Here is an 18,574-nt window from a genome sequence, read left to right as displayed (position 1 = left end):
GTGCGTACCGACATCGAGCTCGCCCACCGGCTTGGGGTGCGTTCCACTCCGACCTTCTACCTGAACGGTCGACGGCTGGAAGGTGCGCTAAGCCGAGAGCGCCTGGAGCGCGAGATCAGCCTGGCGCTGCAGAAGGACGCTCAGGAAGCGCGCGCCATTCAAAGCCAGGCTCCAGCACCCAGCGCGGCCAAGTTGTTCAGTTCCGAGCCAGCGGAAGCCTGTGACGCCGAACGCTTCAGCCGGCAGGAGGATGGCTGCGCGCTCGAACCCTAGAAGCGCCAAGCGACACCGTGCCCCAAGCCGAGGCGGACCTTTGCCTCGGGATACTGTTAGGATCGCCGCCGCTGAGGAACAAGATGCCCCAATACTGCACTGCAGAACCCTACCCTGGAGCCTCACCGCGGGTCTCATGGATCCCCGCCCCACGCGCCAGCTCGATGCCGCCGGCCACGGCTACGCAGAGGCTCCGAAGGTCCCGACCGCGCTCGACAGGCCGCGCGCTTCGCTGCATCGCGGGGGTTGCCGGTCACTGCGTTCGCGGCCGCTTCCCTTCTAGGCTTCGCCGGCGCTTCCTTCAGCAAGCTGCGGGTTGGCTGCTGGGCCCTGCGCTGGCGTGCCTGTCCGCGAGCTGCTCGCAGGAGGCTCCGAAACCCGAGGGGCCGGAGCTGCGGGAGCTCGTGGTGGAGACCCTGCCGCAGGAATTGGTGCAAACGGGCCTATCCGGTGCAGCAGGGCCCAGCTTCGGAGAGCTTTTGCGAGCACTGCAGCGAGCAAGAGAAGAAGAAGAAGCCACGGGTGTCTTCTTGCGCCTCGGACCTTTCGGAGGAGGCTGGGCTCGCGCGCTCGAGCTGCGATCGGGGCTGCAGTCCATACGGGGCGCGAAAAAGCCGGTGCATTGTCACCTCACCCACGCGGACAACCTCTCCTACGCCGTTGCCGCTCAGGCATGCGACCGTGTGACGATGACGCCCTCGGGCATGCTCGAGCTCGTGGGAGTCTCGGCGCAAGTCGTTTACCTGCGCCGGCTCCTCGACAGCGTCGGGCTGCGTGCGGACGGCGTGCAGATCGGCCGCTTCAAGGGTGCTGCAGACCCCCTCACCCGGAACAGCATGCCCGAGGAAACGATCGAAACGCTGGGAGCGATCCTGGACAGCCTGCAGAGCCAGCTGATCGCCGCGCTCGTCGAGGGGCGCGGTCTATTGGCGCCAAAGGCGCAGGCAATCATCGACGGGGGGCCCTACGATGCGAGCCAGGCACGCGCGCGCGGTTTGATCGATGACGTCGAGTTCGACGACGAGGCTCGCGCACACGCAAAGGCGGCCGCGAAGGCCAAGAGGGTCGCCAAGGTGGCCCTGACCAAGGACGGGGGGTCCATGGATTGGGGCGCGCTGTTCAAGGCGTTGCTCGCGAGCGAAGCACCGAGCAAACCCGAGGGTAGCCGCCTGGCCGTGGTGTACCTCACAGGAGCCATCGGGTCCGATCCGAACCCAGGTTTTCCAGGAACCGCCGCGGGTCCCTTTGTGAAGCATCTTCGCAAGCTGGGAGACGACGACGACGTGCGGGCTGTGGTATTGCGGATCGACTCGCCGGGCGGCTCTGCGCTGGCGAGCGATCGCATGTGGCATGCGGTGCGCCGCGTTGCCAAGCGCAAGCCGGTGATCGCCTCGGTCGGCGACATGGCGGCAAGCGGCGGCTACTGGGTGGCCTCGGCCGCAAGCACGATACTCGCCGACGATACGAGCCTCGTGGGATCCATCGGCGTGGTGGGCGGCAAACTGGTAGTCGCCGAGCTTGCGCAGCGCCTTGGTCTCAACGCGGTAGTGCTGCGCCGGGGGTCGCGGGCGGATTGGGTCAGTCCGATGCGTCGTTTCAGTCCCGACGAACGAGGCGCCCTGCGCTCGTTGCTCGAGCGTACCTACCAGCGATTCATCGGCCGCGTCGCAGCCGGGCGCAAGCTGAAGCACGAGGAAGTCCTGCCGGCAGCCGAGGGACGCCTGATGACCGGCCGCGTTGCTCGCAAGCACAAACTGGTGGACGAACGGGGAGGTTTGAGCGACGCGCTCACGCTGGCCCGGGCCGAAGGCCAGCTTTCGGAGACAGCGCCTCTCGACGTGTGGCCTCCACCCAAGAGCCTGCTGCAGGAGCTGAGCCGGTACTTGCACGAGCCCGACGCGCGAGCGTTGCCCGCCGAGCTGCAGAAGCTGGCCGGCGACTTGCTGGCACCGGGGATGCTCGCGGCCCTGGTCCTGCAGAGCGAGACCGTGGCTGCCACGTTACCCTACGTGCTAACACTCCGGTAGAATGGCGCGGTCGTCGGCTTGTGGTCAGCCCAAGAGCGTCGGAGGCGAGCCCGGTTGCTCGCTTGCTGCTCGGCCTTGCGGAACGCAATGCCAGCGCACAGGTGCTGCTGGGTGCCCGGCGCGTGCTGGTGCGCGACGGCGAGCTCGCCGGGGTGTCCCCCGCCGACAACGATGAGACGTTTCCCGAGTTTCTCTGCAACTCGGGTCGCGTGACCCGAGATCAGGTCGACGCCGCCCGCGAGCAAGCCGAGTCCGAGGGCCTGGGCGTCGACGAGATCTTGGTCCGGCAGGCGCACCTGACAGAACTCGACGCAGGCTCCGCGCGCCGAGCCATGTGGCTGGACCGCCTGGTCAGGGCGCTGGGCAGCAGCAGCCTGCAGATGCGCCCACCCGAGTCGCTTGCCCCGGCCCCGACGACCGGGACGGCTCCCCGCTACGACTTGGTGACCCTGCTGCTGGACGCACTGGCCCGCGTTGCCGTGCAGAGCGACGCCGCTCGGGTCGCTTCGAGGCTCAACCACCGGCTTGCTTGGCGGCAGGGCCCACACAAGGCTCGAGCCAGCGCTTGGGCGGCGTTCGGCGACCTGCCGGCCAGACCCGTGCTGTCCTTGGTGCTGGCACGCAATCCGGCCGGTGCTCCGTTGATCTCGGCACTGCTGCGGGCCGACCTGGTCGCTTTGCAGCCCCCCGGCCTCGCACCCCCCGCCCGCGCACCCGTGCCGGAAACACTGCCGCCGCCGGTTCCGCGCACCGAGACGCTGCCCCCAGCGGCGTGGCCGACCCTTGCAGGCAGCTCGCTCCCAAGCGACGGACCGACACGCGCTAGCACGCCCGCGCCCGCCTCCACCCCACCTGGCACGGATGCCGGCGCCCGGGCACAGGCGTTGACCCCGACCCGCAAGGGCCAAGGCCTGCCCCGTACTCCGTTACCGGAATTCCGCCGGATTCGTGAGACGACCGATGACCCCCTGCTGGCAGTCGAAGAGCGTATCGCGGAGCTGGAAGGCTCGTCGAGCGATGCCACGTTGCTCGCGCGAAGCTGGTGCGAAGCAGGCCGCTTGTGGCTTGATCACTACGGCTCCGTGGAGGAAGCGGCACGCTGCTACCGAGAGGCGGCAGCAGCGGACCCGGCCAACCAAGACGCGCTGCGCGAAGCAGCCAAACTCTGCTTCGCACTCGGGCAGGCTCAGGTCGCGGACGCGTACGCAAGAGGAGCGGCCGAGGTCGCGGGCTCGCAGCGCGAGCGCGCCCGGGTCATGCGGCTGCGAGCTGCGATCGCACGCGCGCGCGGCGACTCCAATGCGATGATCGAGGCGCTGTGCGAGGCTGCAGCCCTGGACGAGCTCGATCCGGAACCGCACATGATGGTCGCCTACGAGCTTGCCGCAGACGGCAACCTGGACGGTGCAGTGGCGCACGCGAAACTGGCCGCGTCTGGATGGAGAGGAGAACAAACCGCTCGCGCATGTGCAGTGATCGCCTGGGCCTATACGCTGCGCCCCGAGGACGCGAGCCTTGCCTCGCAATACGCCGAGCTGCTGGAAGACGAATCGCACCCTACCGCGGCGGTGGCGGTGCTCGCGCGGACCGCAAGCCTGAGCAGCGAAACAGCCGTGCGACGCAACCTACTGCTCAGCGGCGCTCAGCGCGCGACTGCAATCCGCAGACCGGACCTGGCCGCCGAGCTGCTGCTCGAGGCTTTCACATCCGAGCCCCATGTGGAGTTGACCTATGGCGCCCTGTTGACCGCGCTTGAAAGCCAGGGCGACCACAGCGCCGATTGCGCGGTCGTGGCCGAGGAGATCGCGGCGCACTGCCCTCCCGAGCAACGCGGTGTCTGGCTCACTCACGCCGCGGAGTGCGCGCTGCGAGCCGACCGCGGGCGCGACACCGCACTGGTGCTGCTCTACCGCGCGGTCGCCGCCGACCCGCTGGAAGACGGGGCCCTGCAAGGCCTGCGCGCGCGCGCCTCGTCGGCGCTCGGAAGGAGCCTGCTGGCGGACGCGCTCGCACTGGCGGCGGAGGCGCAAAGCGGCTCCCACCATGCGCGCGCATGCGAGCTATTCAAAGAGCTCGCAACGTTCGTAGAGCGGCATCTGCATGCAGCCGGCCGCGCGCTCGGGGCCTGGCAGCGCGTGCTCGAGCTCGACCCCGGTGACGAGGCAGCCGAAGCACGTATCGAGCGGCTGCGAACCAAGGCGCGGGCACAGGAATCGATGGCGCTGGCAGCAAGGCGGGAGCTGGCCGCGGCGCGAGGCCGGCACCGGGCCTACGCAGCGCGCAAGCTCGCAGCGCTGCTGCGCGACAAGCCCGAAAGCCGAGGCGAGGCTGCAGACCTGTACGCCGCCTACCTCGAGGAGCACCCCGACGACGAAGCCGCCAGCGCGACGCTGGAGGGCTTGCTGGAGCTGATTGGTCACAACGACATGTTGGCCGCCTTTCTTCAGAAAAGGCTGACACGCTCGACCGATGCAGCGGAGACGGCGCGGCTATTGAGCCATCTTGCGGCCGTGCACACGAGGCGCCGCGATGCACGCGCGGTGGCGCACGCTTGCGTCGCCCTGTTGGCTTTTGCTCCACGGCGCGACGACGGCGTGGCGCGACTGGAACGCGCAGCGGTTCGTTTACGTGAGCCCGAGCTGCTGCGCGAAGCCCTCGTACTTCGCGCCCAGCTCACGCGCAACCCACGCGAGCGCTCCCGTGCGCTCGCTCGGCTCGCGTCGCTGCTGGAGACGAACAACGAGCCGCAGGCTGCTGTCGCCGCCGCCGACGCGGCTTTGGTCGCCGACGAGAGCTGCGCCGATGCCGCCCTGCTGATTCTGCGCCACAGTCGCTGGGTTCCGCTGGACAGGAGCGTACGGGTCTGCAGCCTGGCACGGCTCGCCCTGGGCGATTCGGCCGCTGTCCTGCGGGCTTTGGCGAACGCGGCCGAACGCATCCACGCCGACGATGTGCTCACGGACGCGCTGCAGGCTTGGTTCGCTCTGGCACCACTCGATCCCGAAGTGCCTGCTCGGCGCCTCAGCCATGCCCTGCGCACCGGGCACGGCACCCAGATCGCGGCCGCGGCCACGATTGCACTGCACCGCGATCGCATCAGCGCGTCGACGTTCGTTCCGCTCGTGCAAGCCATCGACAAGCTGTCTGCGATGGGCGATGCACGGACAGCGGCGGGGATCGCATTGCTTGCGCTAGGCGCCACGGGCAGAGCCGACCAGGAGCTGGCTCAGCTCGCGCTCGACAAGGCCCGGCGTTGCGGCAACCACGCTCTCCTCAGAGATGCCCTGGAGTATCAAGCGGCGCTGTCGAGAGAACCCCAGCGTACGATCGCCCTGGTACAGTTGGCGGAAGTGCATCGCAAGGCGGGGCAGCCGGCGGCGGAAACGAGGGCTTTGCTGCGTGCGGTGGCGCGCCCTCCGCGCGAGCCGGACGCACTGTCGCGTCTGGCCGCCCTGTACGCGCAGAGCGGCGACGGGGAGCGCCTGCTAGCCGTGTTGTCGCTGCAGCTCGAAGCCGGCAGCGAGGCGCAACAACGGCACCAGGGCCTTCTCGATCTGGCTTCCGCAGCCGCCCATGTCGCAGGCGATCGGCAACGCGCGCTCGGTTACGTTGCCATGCTGGCGCACGAGCTCGCCCATGACCAAGAGCGCCTCGCCGGCGCAGTCGGTACCTTGCGTTCACTCGGTGACGATCGCTGGGCGCTTGCTGCCGCCCTGGAGATCGCTGCCGGTCTCGCTCCGCAGCCCGCCGCCCAGGTGTGCGCATGGGTGGCGGCAACCGCCGAGCACGAGCTTGGCGATGTCCGCCTGGCCCTTGAAGCTGCGACACGAGGACTGGACCGCGATCCGAGCGAACCCACCCTGCTGGAGGTTTTCGAACGCCTCGCGCTTTCGCTGGGAGCCTTCAAGGAGGCTCAGACGCAGTTCGCGCGCCTCGAGGGCGCTGCGCGTGGCAACCACGGCAGGCGAGCCGCGCTGTATCGAGCCGCGCGCTGGCACGAGCGTGCAGGAGAGCCGGCCACGGCACTGCGCTACTACGCTCAAGCCTTCGAGCTCGCACCGTCGCGCGGTGTGAGTTGGGTTGCGCTGGCACGCCTTGCCCGGGAAACCGGCGACTTCGAAGCGCTGGTCCAGGCGTGCCTGACACTGGCGAATACTACCCGGGAAGGACCGCGCCGCAGCGCATTGCTTCAGCGGGCCGCCGACTTGAGCGAAATGGAGCTAGGAGACCTGAAGCGGGCCTTCCCCCTGCGCTTGAGGATCTGGCAATCCATGCCCGTGCCGCTGTTCGGTCATGCCGCCAGGTTGGCCGCGCTGAGACTTGCCAAGACCGACCCGACCGCCGGGCATAGAGCTTTGCACCAGTGGGCCAACGAACAGAAGCGTCACCTCGTGGACGCGCCCGACGACGAGCTCAAGTACGCCCAGCTGCTCGAGCTCGCGGAGCTGGAGTGCTTCGACCTCGGACTCACGGACAGCGCCAGAAAGACTCTGCGCCAAGCCCGCACGCTGCCGGCTGGCTCGGATTTGCCGTCCCGCACGACGAACGCGTTGGATGCGCTGGACGCCTGCTGCGGCGACGACTCACCGAACCGCAGACCGGCTGGCGAACGTCGCGCGCAGCTGCGGCTCGGTACGCGCAGCAGCCGCAGGATCGCAATGAACGCAGGTTCCAGCGCGCCGATCCTCATGCAGGCCAGCGGAGCGCTCCACGAGATCGAGCGAAGTGCACGTCAATCCGACACGATGGACACGAGCAGCCAGGGGCCTGTTGCACCGCTGCAGGCAGCGCTGCGCAACGAGCCGTGGCAGCCCGAGAAGCTGCGCGCGCTGCGCGATATCCTGGAACAAGCCCCGAACCATGGACACGCGCAAGCGCTCGGCGATCTGGTTCGCACGTTTCGCAGCGACGCGCCGTCGAGCGCGAGCCCCGCTCCTCGGAAGGAGCTTGCCACGCAGCGGGAAGCCGCCTGGATTCCTCAAGCGATGCAGTGCCATCCCCTGCACCGCTTGCTGGCTCTAGTCGAGCTCGCCGTGCTGGAACTGAGAGGTTTCGTCCAGAGCCTGGACGCGTTGGGGCTCGACAGCTCCGAGCAAGTACAGTCGGGCACGCCAAGTGATGTTCCGGGTATCTACAACGAGGTCGCCGGACGACTAGGCCTCACAGGAATGCCGCTGTTTTTGGTGGACGGCCCTCCGGTCAAACCGCACGTCGTGCCGGCCAGCCCCGCAGCGATCGTGGCAAGCCGTCACCTGGCCGGCGACCAGGCCATGTTGCGCTTTCGCTTTGCAAGGGCCCTGGAGCAGGGGCGGCCGGGCCACGCCCTGCTGGCGGGACTCGAGCAACCGCGGGCCCGCGAGCTGTTCGCTGCTGTCAGGGGCGCCTTTGCAGCAGGTTCGGAGGAAGTCACGGATTCCGAGCTCGCGAAGCGCTTGCGCCGAGGCGCGCCCCTCGCTCAGCAGCAGGAGATCAGCACACTGATGGCAGCGATCCCGGGCTTTGGCTTCGAGCTGGCGATCGCGGCTGTCGAGGCCGCCGCCATGAGGTCGGGCCTTCTGCTGTGCGGCGACGTGGCAAGCGCCGTCGCGGCCCTACGCAAGGACGAAGGGGACCTGAGCGGTAGCGATCTAACCACCGAGGACGGCTTCGAGCGCGCCTGCCGGCAGTCGCCGGCGCTGCAGGAGCTCGTGCGCTCCGTGGTCGACCTGGCGTGCGAGCAAAACGGACTGCCTCGGTCAATCCAGTAGCGAGCGACAGCCCATTTGCAGCCGCGCATAGGGCTTCGCGTTCGCGCCAGCTGCCCGATCACGGTACCAGCAGGCAACGCTGATGAACCGTTCGATCCACGATGCAGTAAGCCAGGTCAGAGCCGGGACTGGCGTTGCAGACGGACTCCACGGCCGAGCGGACGTTCTCGTCGGCTCTGATCGCCTCGATACACACCACGCGGCACTCGTTACAAAGCTGGACGGCGTGGGCGAACTCCGGAACCTTCACACCGGTGCCGCCCAACGTCTTTCCGAGCAGACGTACGCCCACCACGACTACGCCACCCGCTCCAGGACCAACGCCCGTCCGAAGGGATTCGACGTACGGAGCCGGAATCGCCTCCACGGCTACGAAGCCGACCCCGTTCGAGTCCGACGAGGCGGCCGGGATGGTGGCTGTGGCGGCCACCGAAAAGGGGTTTGCGCGCACTACCCCACCGGGTAGATCGGGAAACGCCAGCACCGATCCGTCTTGGCCCCGCAGCTGGATCTCGGCACCGGTAATCCGCAACAGGTTAGGGTCGGCACGCACCGGCGGGCTGGCCCCCTGGGGGCTGCTCCTTGCGATGAGCATGTTCTCGAGCCGAACCGTGATCCGGTAGCTCTGCACCTGGCCGCCGGGGGGCGAACCCTGCGCTTGATCGCAGTACGGACTGATGTCGAAGATCCCGCGCAGCAAGGGCGCCGACTCGTTGCCGAAGACGCACATTTCGTTCGCGGCCACGGTCGCCGTGATGAACGCGCTTGGGGTCTCGACCGCACAGGCGGCCAACAGGTTCGACAACAGCAGCCAGTGCGCTCCCGGCCGGAGTGCCTGGCTAAGGTGCTTTTTTGACGATGTCCGGAAACCCATGCGTGACCCTCACGCCCAAAGCCCTAGGAGGCGCCGCGAAATAGCTGCTCCGTTTCGCCGGCTCCGACCACCTCTGGCTGCGTTGCTTCTCCTCGAAATACCACCAGCATTCCTCGCCGTCGCGCCTTGCCAGCGGTGCCCGGTCCTCGCCGATCCGCAGCAGTTTCTTAGCGGCGCCTCCCTTAACTTAGCGCCAAGCTCCTTGACGGCCCAATTTTTTGGGATAGCGGCGCCGTCAGCTCGGGTAGCTCCGATACCTTCACCGAAGTGGTTTGCACGTCTCCAGGCATCCCCGGGAGCACCAGCTTGATGGCATCGCCTTGGCGTTTCTTGTCCGCCTGAACCAACTCGAAGGTGCGCGGCGTGAGGTACCGGTCCACATCAAGCGGTAGCCCCATTGCATCCAGAAGACGTCGGGCGCGTTCCGCATCCTCGATTCGCGCATGACCCAAGCGAACGGCAGCACGAAACGCCGCCACCATGCCTCGAGCCACGGCCTCACCGTGTCGCATACCCCGGTAATCGAGCGCGGCCTCGATGGCATGACCGATCGTGTGTCCAAGGTTCAGCAGCGATCTGCGACCCTGCTCCAACTCGTCCTCGGCCACGATTCGCGCCTTGAGCTTCAACGACATGCGCACAGCGCGCACGGTCGCGTAGGGCTCGCCCGCCGCGAGCGCGGCCGCGTCGGTTTCCAGCTCGCACACCGCTCGCTCCGAATCCAGCCACGCCGACTTGACGACCTCTGCAAGGCCCGCCGTGCGCTCCGCTCGCGAGAGTGTGCTCAGTGTGTCCACGTCGCACAGAACGAAGCGCGGCTGATGGAAACTGCCGATCAGGTTCTTGCCATGCCTGGTATCGAAGCCTGTCTTGCCACCTATGGAGCTATCTACCATGGAGAGCAAACTCGTTGGCACGTGCCCGACGTCGACCCCACGCAGCAGCGTGCTGGCGACAAAACCCGCCAGATCGCCAACCACCCCGCCCCCTACGGCGACCACCAGCGCGCCGCGATCCATGCCTGCGTTGAGCGCGGCCTCCCAGAGCGCGTACACGCTGGATAGACTCTTGTATTGTTCGCCGGCGGGCAGCACCACACGAGTGCCTCGCAACCCCACCTCGCGCAGGCCGTTGCCAAGCGGCGCCGCCCAAGCCCGATCCACGTTGTCATCGGTGATCAGCAACACCGAGCTCGGCTCGAGACCCAAGCAGCATTCGGCCAGACGCCCGCGGAACCCAGCACCCACCTCGACGCGATAGGAACGAGTCCCCAACGGGACCAGGATCGGCGCGTGTTCGACGACCCGCTGGATCTCCTCGGCGACGGACGCCGGCGACTTGGCGTCGGTCTGGATCACGGCATGCGCTTCCGCATAGGCACCGGCGCGTTCCCGGCCAAGCTCCTGCAGCCGCGCGCGTATGCTGTTGCCCCTAAGCAGTGGACGGTTGCGGCTCCCGGAAAGGCGGCGCACCAGCTCCTCGCCGCTCGCTTCCAGGGTGATCAACTCCCCGGCCCCGATGATCGCATGCCGAGTGGCGCGGTGCGTCACGGTGCCGCCCCCAAGCGCGACCACGAATCCTCCGGACCGCTCGAGCAACTCACGCACCATGTCCCGTTCCAGCTGCCGGAACGCCTGCTCGCCTCCCGCTGCAAAGATCTCGGCGATGGACTTGCCCGCCCGACGGGCAACCATCGTGTCCAGGTCCAAAGCCTCCACTCCAAGGCCCTCTGCCGCGAGCGAAGCGACCGTTGACTTGCCGCTGCCCATCAAACCTGAAAGAAACACCCGCGGCATCGCGTCCCAGCCTACTACCTTCGCAGAGCCTCCGCGCGGTTGACGATGCGCGGCGTAAGGAAGATGAGCAGCTCTGTACGCTGGTCGGTCATACGGCGGTGCTGAAACAGGACTCCGATTATAGGTATGTCCCCAAAGAAGGGAACCTGATCGACGTTGCGTCCCGTGTTGCGGGTGTAGATGCCTCCGATGACCGCGGTGTGGCCGTCCTGCACCAACAGGTGCGTCTCGGCTTCTCGCTTGAGTATGGTAGGATCGCCGCGCGCACTTGTGCGGGTGAAGTCGGGCTCGTCGCGGGTGACCTTGGCAGCCATGGCGATCGCACCGTCGCTGGTGACGTGCGGGGTCACTTCCAGCTCCAGCTTGGCCTCCTGGAAAGCCGTTTGCACCCCCTGCGCGCTCAGCTGAGAGTAGGGAATCGAAGTGCCCTGCGCAATGTGCGCCTGATGGTTGTCCAGTGTCAAGATGCGCGGATTGCTGATGATGCGAACCACACCGCTCGACTCTGCAGCGCTCAGACGCACGTTGATGTTGACGTTGCCCGCCACGCTTCCAAGGCTCAGGCCTATGGCACCACCACGACCCGTACCCGTCGTCGCAGGCATGTTGATCGCGAAATTGGGCGTCGGAACCTTGGGCAAGAAGGGCGACATGCCACCTGACAGGGTCTGCTCGTCGGTCGAGCCGCCGGCCAACGTAAGATTGCTTGGAAACACCAGGCCGGTCGGGTTACCCGTCGCCGAGGTCATGGTTACGTCGCCGCCCCATTGTATCCCCAGTTCTCGTTCGAACTGGCTGGTCGCTTCCACGATCCGCGCTTCGATCAGCACTTGCGGCGTCTGCGTATCCAGATTGCGCACGAGCTCTTCGATCTCGTCGAGTGCCTCAGGGATGTCGCGTACCACGAGCATGTTGGTGCGTTCGTCCACCGATACCCTGCCCCGATCGGTAAGCAGCTCCTTTGTTCGCGCGGCCAGGTCCGCGCCCTGGGCGTAGCTGACCGGGACCAGACGCGTCTCGAGGGGAGCGAGCTCGATCTGTTGCTTCTTTCGCGCGATGGCAAGCTCGCGCTCCTTTTCCAGGGTGGTCATCGGTGCCACACGCAGCAGGTTCGCGCGCCGCACCATCCCCAGACCCTTGGCCTGCAGGATTACGTCGAGGGCCTGATCCCACGGCACGTTGCGCATGCGGATCGTCACCGAGCCCTGCACCTCGTCGCTCGTCACAACGTTGACGTTGCCAACTTCGGAGATCAGCCGCAGCAGGTTGTGGATGTCTGCGTCTTTGAAATCCAAGTCTATGCGGCGGCCCGTATACCGTTTCCGCCCGCGGCTCCCGATGATCTGCAGCGGCTTGTCCCCGAAGAAGGCCGCCACCTGTTCGGCCCCTACCTCCACCGGCACAAGAGGTCGCTTGCCGGCCAGCGTCCGAGAGCGCTGCAGCGCCAGGCGATCCGCGCCCGCGGGAGGTGCAAACAGCCAAACGATGCGGTTGCCCTCCCGGATCGCTGTGGCACCGGCACCCTTGGCACGCCGAGCTTCGATCAGGACCCGGTCGGCAAGGCCCTTTACCCGCACTGCTTGAACCGCAGCGTTGCGGTCTGCTTGCAGCTTGGCTGGGGCGGTGCTCCCGAGCGTCGCGCCCAATACCTCGAGCCGTGCGGTGTCGTCGCTCGCATGCGCCACGCGGAAAGGCGCCGGTCGACTGAGGACGACGACGACCCGCTCGCGGTCGTCCCTACGTTCCAGCACGACGTCGAGCACCGTCGCGCTCTCCGCGCCGACTTGTCCGCGCGCGAGGCCGCCCGCAGCGAGCAAAACAGCCACGACCAGCTGGCAGCGCGCCAAGCGCTTGCAAGGCCATTGTGATGCCATCCTGCCGTCATGATCCGCTCGCAGCCGCGGCGTGGCAAAAAAGGCGCTGAAAAAAATTGGACCCGGGTTCTGCTTTCACTGAGCGCCCACACCACCGCCAGAAGGCGGTGGGTTCGGGGCACGCCCTCGCTCTCGCTCTCGGCCTCGGGCTCGGGGGCCGGCGAATCGACGCAGCAATAGCAGCGCCATTTCAAGGAGATAGTCAAAAGGACGGTCGCCGGCTCGAGCGGCACCTAGGACCGATGAATCACGTGCGAGAGTTGGGACGCAGGACACTAGCTATCCGCCTGCTGGCTCCGCGCCAAGGGCGGCATCGGCTCCTGCCGCTGGGAGGGTGTAGTAGTCGAGGCCAGCGTCACCGTGCAGCGGTCGCGGCACGCTTACAAGCTCGGTGCCACGCAACTCTACGGCGCCTCCGTCCGGCATCAAGTATGCACCCACGGCCTTGTCGAATTTGGGCACCGGAACCGTCAGCGGCTCCTCGATTTCACCCCGAACACGCCCCTCCAGCACCTCGACGAACAGCGGTTGCTCGAGCTCGAACGTGTAGCCCGACTCCCGAAGCACCATCGGGTAGACCTGCTCCTCGTGTACGAGCTCCCTTTCCCACAGCATTTCGTGCTGTCCTACGCGACGGTGGGGTCGGTGTGCCAAGACAAACGACATCAGACGCACGGCAATGTGGTTGTGGAGCCGATGACAGCCGTGGGAGTGGCGGCGCATGATGCTCATGTAGTCCGCAGAGCCGTGGGTGCGAATCCCCTCGTCGGCAGACGGTTCATAGGTCCCATCCTCGCTTTTTAGAAACTGCAGATGGTAGGCCGCCACCAAGCCGTACGCCGACGCGTAGCTCGGTCCCATCTCGTGGTAGTTGACCTCGAGCTCGGGCTCGTCGGCCTTGCGATCCTCCCGGCGCTTGAGCAACTCGCGCGGCGGGGTGCTGTCGGGAGGAAACCAAACCGGCGCGGCCACGATTCGCTTCCAGATCCGCGCACCCACCGGTGATTCCTTGTACTTCCACCACACCGCATCGTCGATGTACTCGCTGCGCCAACCGCCGATCGTCGTCCCGTAGCGCGCGAGAGGGATCATTTGGCTCCGATACTTGGTATAGACCGTGACGCGTGGCCGTAGCTCCACGGGTTGCGACTTCGGCTTGCCATCGACCGTGTAGGGGAACTCGTACCAGACATCTCCACGATCGTAGATCAACGTGAGCTCCATGTTGCCGTCGTAGTACTCGGGCAGGGCGGGCGCCTTGAACGCGACCAGCCGTTGCCTGCCCTTTTCGGTCTTACCCAGATCTTCGAGCCAGGCGAGCGTCGCCTCCGGCGTGTCCAGACCGAACGCCTCGACGATCGCCTGGCGCAGCTGGCGCTCCAGGTTCTGGATCTCGTATTCTTTGCCGTCGGCACCCCTGAACTTGTGGGGCTTGTCATCCTCGAGCAAACCGATGCTCCCATCTTCGATCACGCCTGCGGCGTGCACGGCACGCTCGGTCAGCACGCGCAGCACACCCTCGCGTTCGGCCTCGAGCGGAGTCATCCGGAGCACCCGCAGCGAAGCCTTGCCGATGAAGCCCCAACCATAAATACGATGGCGGCGCTCGAACTCCGCCATAGCCTTGTGGGTTGGCCAGTCGAGACCACCGCGCACGTAGCGCTCGCCGTCACGCAGGTAACCCTCGCACTCGAGGCGCTTCTGGGCGGCCAGCACGGCACGGTACTTGAGCGCTTGAACCTTGTAACGTTCGACCCGAGTCCTGTTTCTCGAGTCGAGCGCCGCGATTCTGATCTCGTCGCTGGATTGCACGCGCTGCCGGCGCATGATGTCCTTGACGGTCTTGTGCAGGCGAAAATAGCCCTGAACCTGGCGACGTGCGTACTCGTTGCTTCGTCGATAGGCTACGAAGCCGGTGAAATCGCGCAAAGGCTGAGGGTCGAGGTCGTGAATGCACTTGAGCTTGGTCGTTGCCCGGAAGCGTTTGCGCAAGATCGATAGCGTCGGCATGATGCCGTACAGCTCCAGGTACTTGTCCTTTTGTGCGCGCTTACCGTGGTGGTCGTCAGGCCACTCCTCTCGGGCCAGCGCCAGGTAGGTCTTGCGGTAGCTGCTAGGCGCCGGGCCACCTTCGCTGTCGGCTCCATCCGTGAACAGGTAGGGCGTCCACTCATCACCGAGATCGAGAACCATGTAACCGTTTGCGCTGGCTGTGGCGGCGTCGATGGTCTTTTGCTGTTTGCCCGCTTCCCATAGGGGTACCGGCTGCGCCATGGGTGGCGGCCTCTGGTCGACTTCCCGACCTTGCGCCCGGGGATCCGACGTTGTCTCGGGAGGAGCGGCAGGCGCCGCTGGCCGGCGCTTGTCGCAGCCGTGTAGGGGGCCGCTTCCAAGGAGGGCAGCGGCGATGAGCAGGGTCGCCATCGGGCCGCGAGAGACCATGGAGGGCACCTTACACCGAACTCTGGGCGGACGCAGGGCTATTGCGCCCTGGCGAGCCTGGTTTTGCGGGGGCGCCTGACAACGAACGTGTTCATGTGCTCGCGCTGCTCGAATGAGCGGCGGTACTCGTCCGCGGCACGACGGGAATCGAAGGGACCGATGCGAACACGCCAGTAGCTGCCACGGGCGGGGACTTGCGCGTGGGCGACGAAGGCGGTGTGGCCGCGGGCGCGCAACCCGGCGGCGAAAGCCCGGGCCTGTTCTTGCGATTCGTAGCTGATGACCTGCAGCGTGAATTCGCCCTCCCTGCCTGCCGGTGCGAGGGTCGCCCGCTCTGTCTGTCGGGGCGCACGAGCCGGCTTCGGCGCGCGGGCAGCCCGGGCAGCCCGGCCCGCATCGGCCCGCTTGCGGCTCGCGCCGCTCGCCGATCTGCCCGCGACGGCAGAAGTGGTTTGTGGCTCCGCCAAGGCGGCACCAAGCCCGATCGGCGCGGAGAGCATCCTTAGACGAGCTTCTTCTTCGGCAGCCGCTCGAGCGGTAGCGATGAGCTCCGGTGGCTCGTTGCTGCCAGGGTCGAGCGCCGTCGGGAATATGAGCTGCTGCGCGTCGACCTCGAGAGGCTCGGTTTCGGCGGCAGCGGATTCCTTGACCGCTACCACGTCCTTGAGGTCTGCAAGCGGATCCAGCGCGCTCAGGGGCGCTGCACGCCTCGTGCGTTGGACGATGGAGCCGAGGGCAAACGTGGCGGCAACCACGGTCAGCAGCGCCATCAGCAGGGCACCGAGGCGGAAACGCGGATCCTCCGACTCGCGCTCCTGAAGCCGCTCCAGATCGCGCATCTCTACCGCCATGGTCTATTCCTCATTGGGTTGGTCCCGTGGGGCTCGACCTATTCAATGAGCCAAAAGCCGTACCTGGTCAAAAAAGCGGCCCTGGAGCCTGGCTTTTTCGGGGCGAGCCCGAGGCAGGAGTCCGCGGCGGAGGCAGGGAATCGTTCGGTCGTTGAGTCCATCAGACCACTGTTGCCAGGGACACTTCCCCTCGGCGGTCTCGTAGAGGAGGATCTTACGAGGACCCACCATCACAGGTTATTGTCCCCTATAAAGGACATTCTGTGATGTTGGGAGGTTTGGACCAGCAGAAGCGGAGCTCGTACCCGTCCTTGACGCCGATCTCGGTCCTGAGCGACGCGCGCGCTCGAAGGTACTGGTCTCCTTGGCCTTGAGCGCACACGACAGGTCCCACGCTGAAGCGGTCGTAGTCGGGGCAGCTTGCATGAGGCGGGGACTGGCACTCCACGGTGCCAAATGGGTCGGGCTGCAACCACTGCGTGTGGGGACTCTGCGCGGTGCCCACGTGCGGGTCCAGGCGGCCCGTGACGGTGCCCTGCAGGCCCTGTAGAAAGGGGCCGAAGTGGTAGTCATAGTAATCTTGGGGTAGGTCTGGCCCTGATTCGTCGAAGTCCTGATCAAACACCTCGTCATTCGACGGGCAGCCTGGATCGCCCTTCTCGACCATGTCGGCGGGGCCGCCCCTCTCAGGGGGGTCGCAGACGTTGATGTCCCAGCCGTTCCCGGCTTGCAGGTTCGCGTCCGCAGCCCGGATCTTGAACTGGTGACGGGCTGTCTCGTACCTCTGGGTGTGGGTCGGTTTGCAGGCCTGTCCACCGCTACAACAGCTGGCACAGCCCGGGGTGGAGCAGGGGTTGCCATCCGGGCACAGCGCCGGGATGCCAGTGTTGTAGCCGTTAGCGATCAGCGCATCGAGATGCTTGACCATGCGACAAGGCGCTTCCACGCTGGGCCGGATACTTTGGGAGTTGAGATGCAGGTAGATCGAGCTGGTTTGAACGCGGGGCGCACGAACGCTGACCCACGAGCTCCGGTTCAGCTGCCCGGCACCTGAGCCGACGGTGATGGCACAGACGTGGTACTGCTGCTGCCCGGCAAAACCGTCCCACTGGCAGCCGGGCCAGACCTGTCCGTTGACTAGCAGCTCGATCTTGCCATTCTGCTCCAAGTCGGTCCAAACGCCGAAGTTGACGACCTGCGCAGTAAACGCAGCGAGCACACCACCGACATGGGCCACGGAGGGCCCGACCCACGCATCCAGGTTTGCCTTGGTGCCCTGGCCATACACGGCCTGCGTGCGGCCCAACTTCAAGGCATTGAGGTAATCCTGGAAAGTCAGGGGAACGTCAGAGACCAAGACGCCCGTGCGCAGCTGCCCAACTTGTCGCTGAAAGCAGCGGTTGTCGCTCGCACCTACGATCCCCATGCGATAGCCGCTGTTCAGGAAATCGCTCCACAGCTGCCGCGCTGCGCGGCCAAGCACATCCGCGATGGGCTCGGTTTGGGGATGGAAGCTGAAGCCCCCCGGATCGAGCTGGCTGGTTTCTACGGCCATGAACGAAATCGGAGGGTAGGCGCTGTTGCTGCTGCTCAGCCCAACGTGCGCCGGCAACTCCAGTGGCGCGAGTCCATTGTCGAGGAAGGTGTGCTCGATACTCCAGTTGCCGGTGTGGTTTATGCCGATCACATCTGCGCCCTGTGCAATCGACCATTGCACGATCTCCAGGCCGCTCAGTAAGTCAAGCTCCCAGGGGCAACCCGAGGTCCCAGGAATGGGCTGATACCAAGTGCTCGGATGGTTGAGTGGCCCGACCGGTGTATAGTGGGTCGAACCCCATCCGCAGGGCTGGTCAAAGTTACCTGGCAAACCGTCCAGACCGAGAACCGTAATGTGGCCCATTCTTTCCGCCAGCCACCTGGAAACCTCCAGGTCGTAATGCAAGATCTTGCCCGGGTAGCCCGCACCAGCTGAATCGTAGTCGTTACCGGTGATCTGCTGCCACTCCTTGAGCTCCGACGGGTTGCCCTGTATCGCACCGGTCCCGGCCCAGACGAGGACATCACCTACGTCTAGACCGCGTTTCTGCATCGCAGCCAGTATGTCCACGGGCGAGAGCACGGGATCGCCACCCACCCCAGTGTTACCGTCCAGGGGCCAGCCTTGATTGCACCCCGCCGTATGGATGTGCGGGTCGGCCCAGATCCAGCGGAAACCAGGTGGATCGCCAGGGCCGCTCGTCTGGGCCATTTGAGCCCGGTCATCCTCCTCGCTGCGGGACGGAGTGGGCGAATCGACGGTCTTCGTGCCCGCAAGCGCTCGCACCGCGTGCTGCAACGATCGCGGCGACTCCGCGCGATCGTTGCCCGCGGCCCCCTCGGCTGCAGCCGTGCTCCCGGCGAGAGCAGCCTCGGACCTGAGCCCGTCCTCGACCGAACATCCCTGCAACAACCCGAGCACCAACGCACAGGCCCCGCTCGCTCTGCCCCGATACCCACCGCTGAATGCTGACCACCCTGACCACCCACTGATTATCGACGACGTCCTCATGGCAACCTCCCTCAGCATCAGATCCCGCTTCGAATCGCGTAATCTACGGAAGCCTCCGCTGTTCCCGGTGATTCTCCAAAGCGATGAGATCCAATCGTCACCTGGAAAGCCAGTATCCATTTCCGGACGGATACCCGGAGTT

9 protein-coding genes are annotated in these 18,574 nt (G+C 66.2%); 3 read left to right on the top strand and 6 right to left on the bottom strand.

Features of this window, described 5'->3' with window-relative positions; genetic code table 11:
* From MJD61_15005 to MJD61_14995, 3 genes are all read left to right on the top strand, one after another.
* Positions 1-273: hypothetical protein (locus MJD61_15005; protein MCG8556579.1), on the top strand; the 273-nt coding region annotated here is incomplete at its 5' end.
* 407 nt (positions 274-680) lie between these two features.
* Positions 681-2,300 (top strand): signal peptide peptidase SppA, encoded by a 1,620-nt coding sequence (gene sppA, locus MJD61_15000; GenBank protein ID MCG8556578.1) that lies wholly within the window; start codon positions 681-683, stop codon positions 2,298-2,300.
* 20 nt (positions 2,301-2,320) lie between these two features.
* Entirely contained in the window at positions 2,321-8,047 is a 5,727-nt protein-coding gene (locus MJD61_14995; protein ID MCG8556577.1) for a hypothetical protein, read from the top strand.
* 58 nt (positions 8,048-8,105) lie between these two features.
* Here the strand turns inward: MJD61_14995 and MJD61_14990 are convergent, their stop codons facing one another.
* From MJD61_14990 to MJD61_14965, 6 genes are all read right to left on the bottom strand, one after another.
* Complete coding sequence (locus MJD61_14990) at positions 8,106-8,921, bottom strand: hypothetical protein (protein MCG8556576.1); 816 nt, start codon at positions 8,919-8,921, stop codon at positions 8,106-8,108.
* A 182-nt stretch (positions 8,922-9,103) separates the two neighbouring features.
* Complete coding sequence (aroB, locus tag MJD61_14985; GenBank protein ID MCG8556575.1) at positions 9,104-10,717, bottom strand: 3-dehydroquinate synthase; 1,614 nt, start codon at positions 10,715-10,717, stop codon at positions 9,104-9,106.
* Positions 10,718-10,731: 14 nt separating this feature from the next.
* Positions 10,732-12,591, bottom strand: coding sequence for a type IV pilus secretin PilQ (gene pilQ, locus MJD61_14980; GenBank protein MCG8556574.1), 1,860 nt, complete (start codon positions 12,589-12,591; stop codon positions 10,732-10,734).
* A gap of 279 nt (positions 12,592-12,870) precedes the next feature.
* Positions 12,871-15,033, bottom strand: coding sequence for a hypothetical protein (locus MJD61_14975; GenBank protein ID MCG8556573.1), 2,163 nt, complete (start codon positions 15,031-15,033; stop codon positions 12,871-12,873).
* Positions 15,034-15,071: 38 nt separating this feature from the next.
* Entirely contained in the window at positions 15,072-15,884 is an 813-nt protein-coding gene (locus MJD61_14970; protein ID MCG8556572.1) for an SPOR domain-containing protein, read from the bottom strand.
* 247 nt (positions 15,885-16,131) lie between these two features.
* On the bottom strand, positions 16,132-18,432 hold the full coding sequence (locus MJD61_14965; GenBank protein ID MCG8556571.1) for a hypothetical protein: 2,301 nt from the start codon (positions 18,430-18,432) through the stop codon (positions 16,132-16,134).
* Positions 18,433-18,574 lie beyond the last annotated feature (142 nt).

The sequence above is a fragment of the Pseudomonadota bacterium genome, from assembly GCA_022361155.1.
In the GTDB taxonomy this organism is placed as follows: Bacteria; Myxococcota_A; Polyangia; order Polyangiales; family JAKSBK01; genus JAKSBK01.
This window is presented reverse-complemented; position numbering and strand designations above follow the sequence as displayed.

What these genes read in the sequence shown, in the direction of transcription:
- MJD61_14990 (MCG8556576.1), bottom strand. Translation starts at nt 8,921, where the DNA reads ATGGGTTTCCGGACATCGTCAAAAAAGCACCTTAGCCAGGCACTCCGG.
- aroB (MCG8556575.1), bottom strand. Translation starts at nt 10,717, where the DNA reads ATGCCGCGGGTGTTTCTTTCAGGTTTGATGGGCAGCGGCAAGTCAACG.
- pilQ (MCG8556574.1), bottom strand. Translation starts at nt 12,591, where the DNA reads ATGGCATCACAATGGCCTTGCAAGCGCTTGGCGCGCTGCCAGCTGGTC.
- MJD61_14975 (MCG8556573.1), bottom strand. Translation starts at nt 15,033, where the DNA reads ATGGTCTCTCGCGGCCCGATGGCGACCCTGCTCATCGCCGCTGCCCTC.
- MJD61_14970 (MCG8556572.1), bottom strand. Translation starts at nt 15,884, where the DNA reads ATGGCGGTAGAGATGCGCGATCTGGAGCGGCTTCAGGAGCGCGAGTCG.
- MJD61_14965 (MCG8556571.1), bottom strand. Translation starts at nt 18,432, where the DNA reads ATGAGGACGTCGTCGATAATCAGTGGGTGGTCAGGGTGGTCAGCATTC.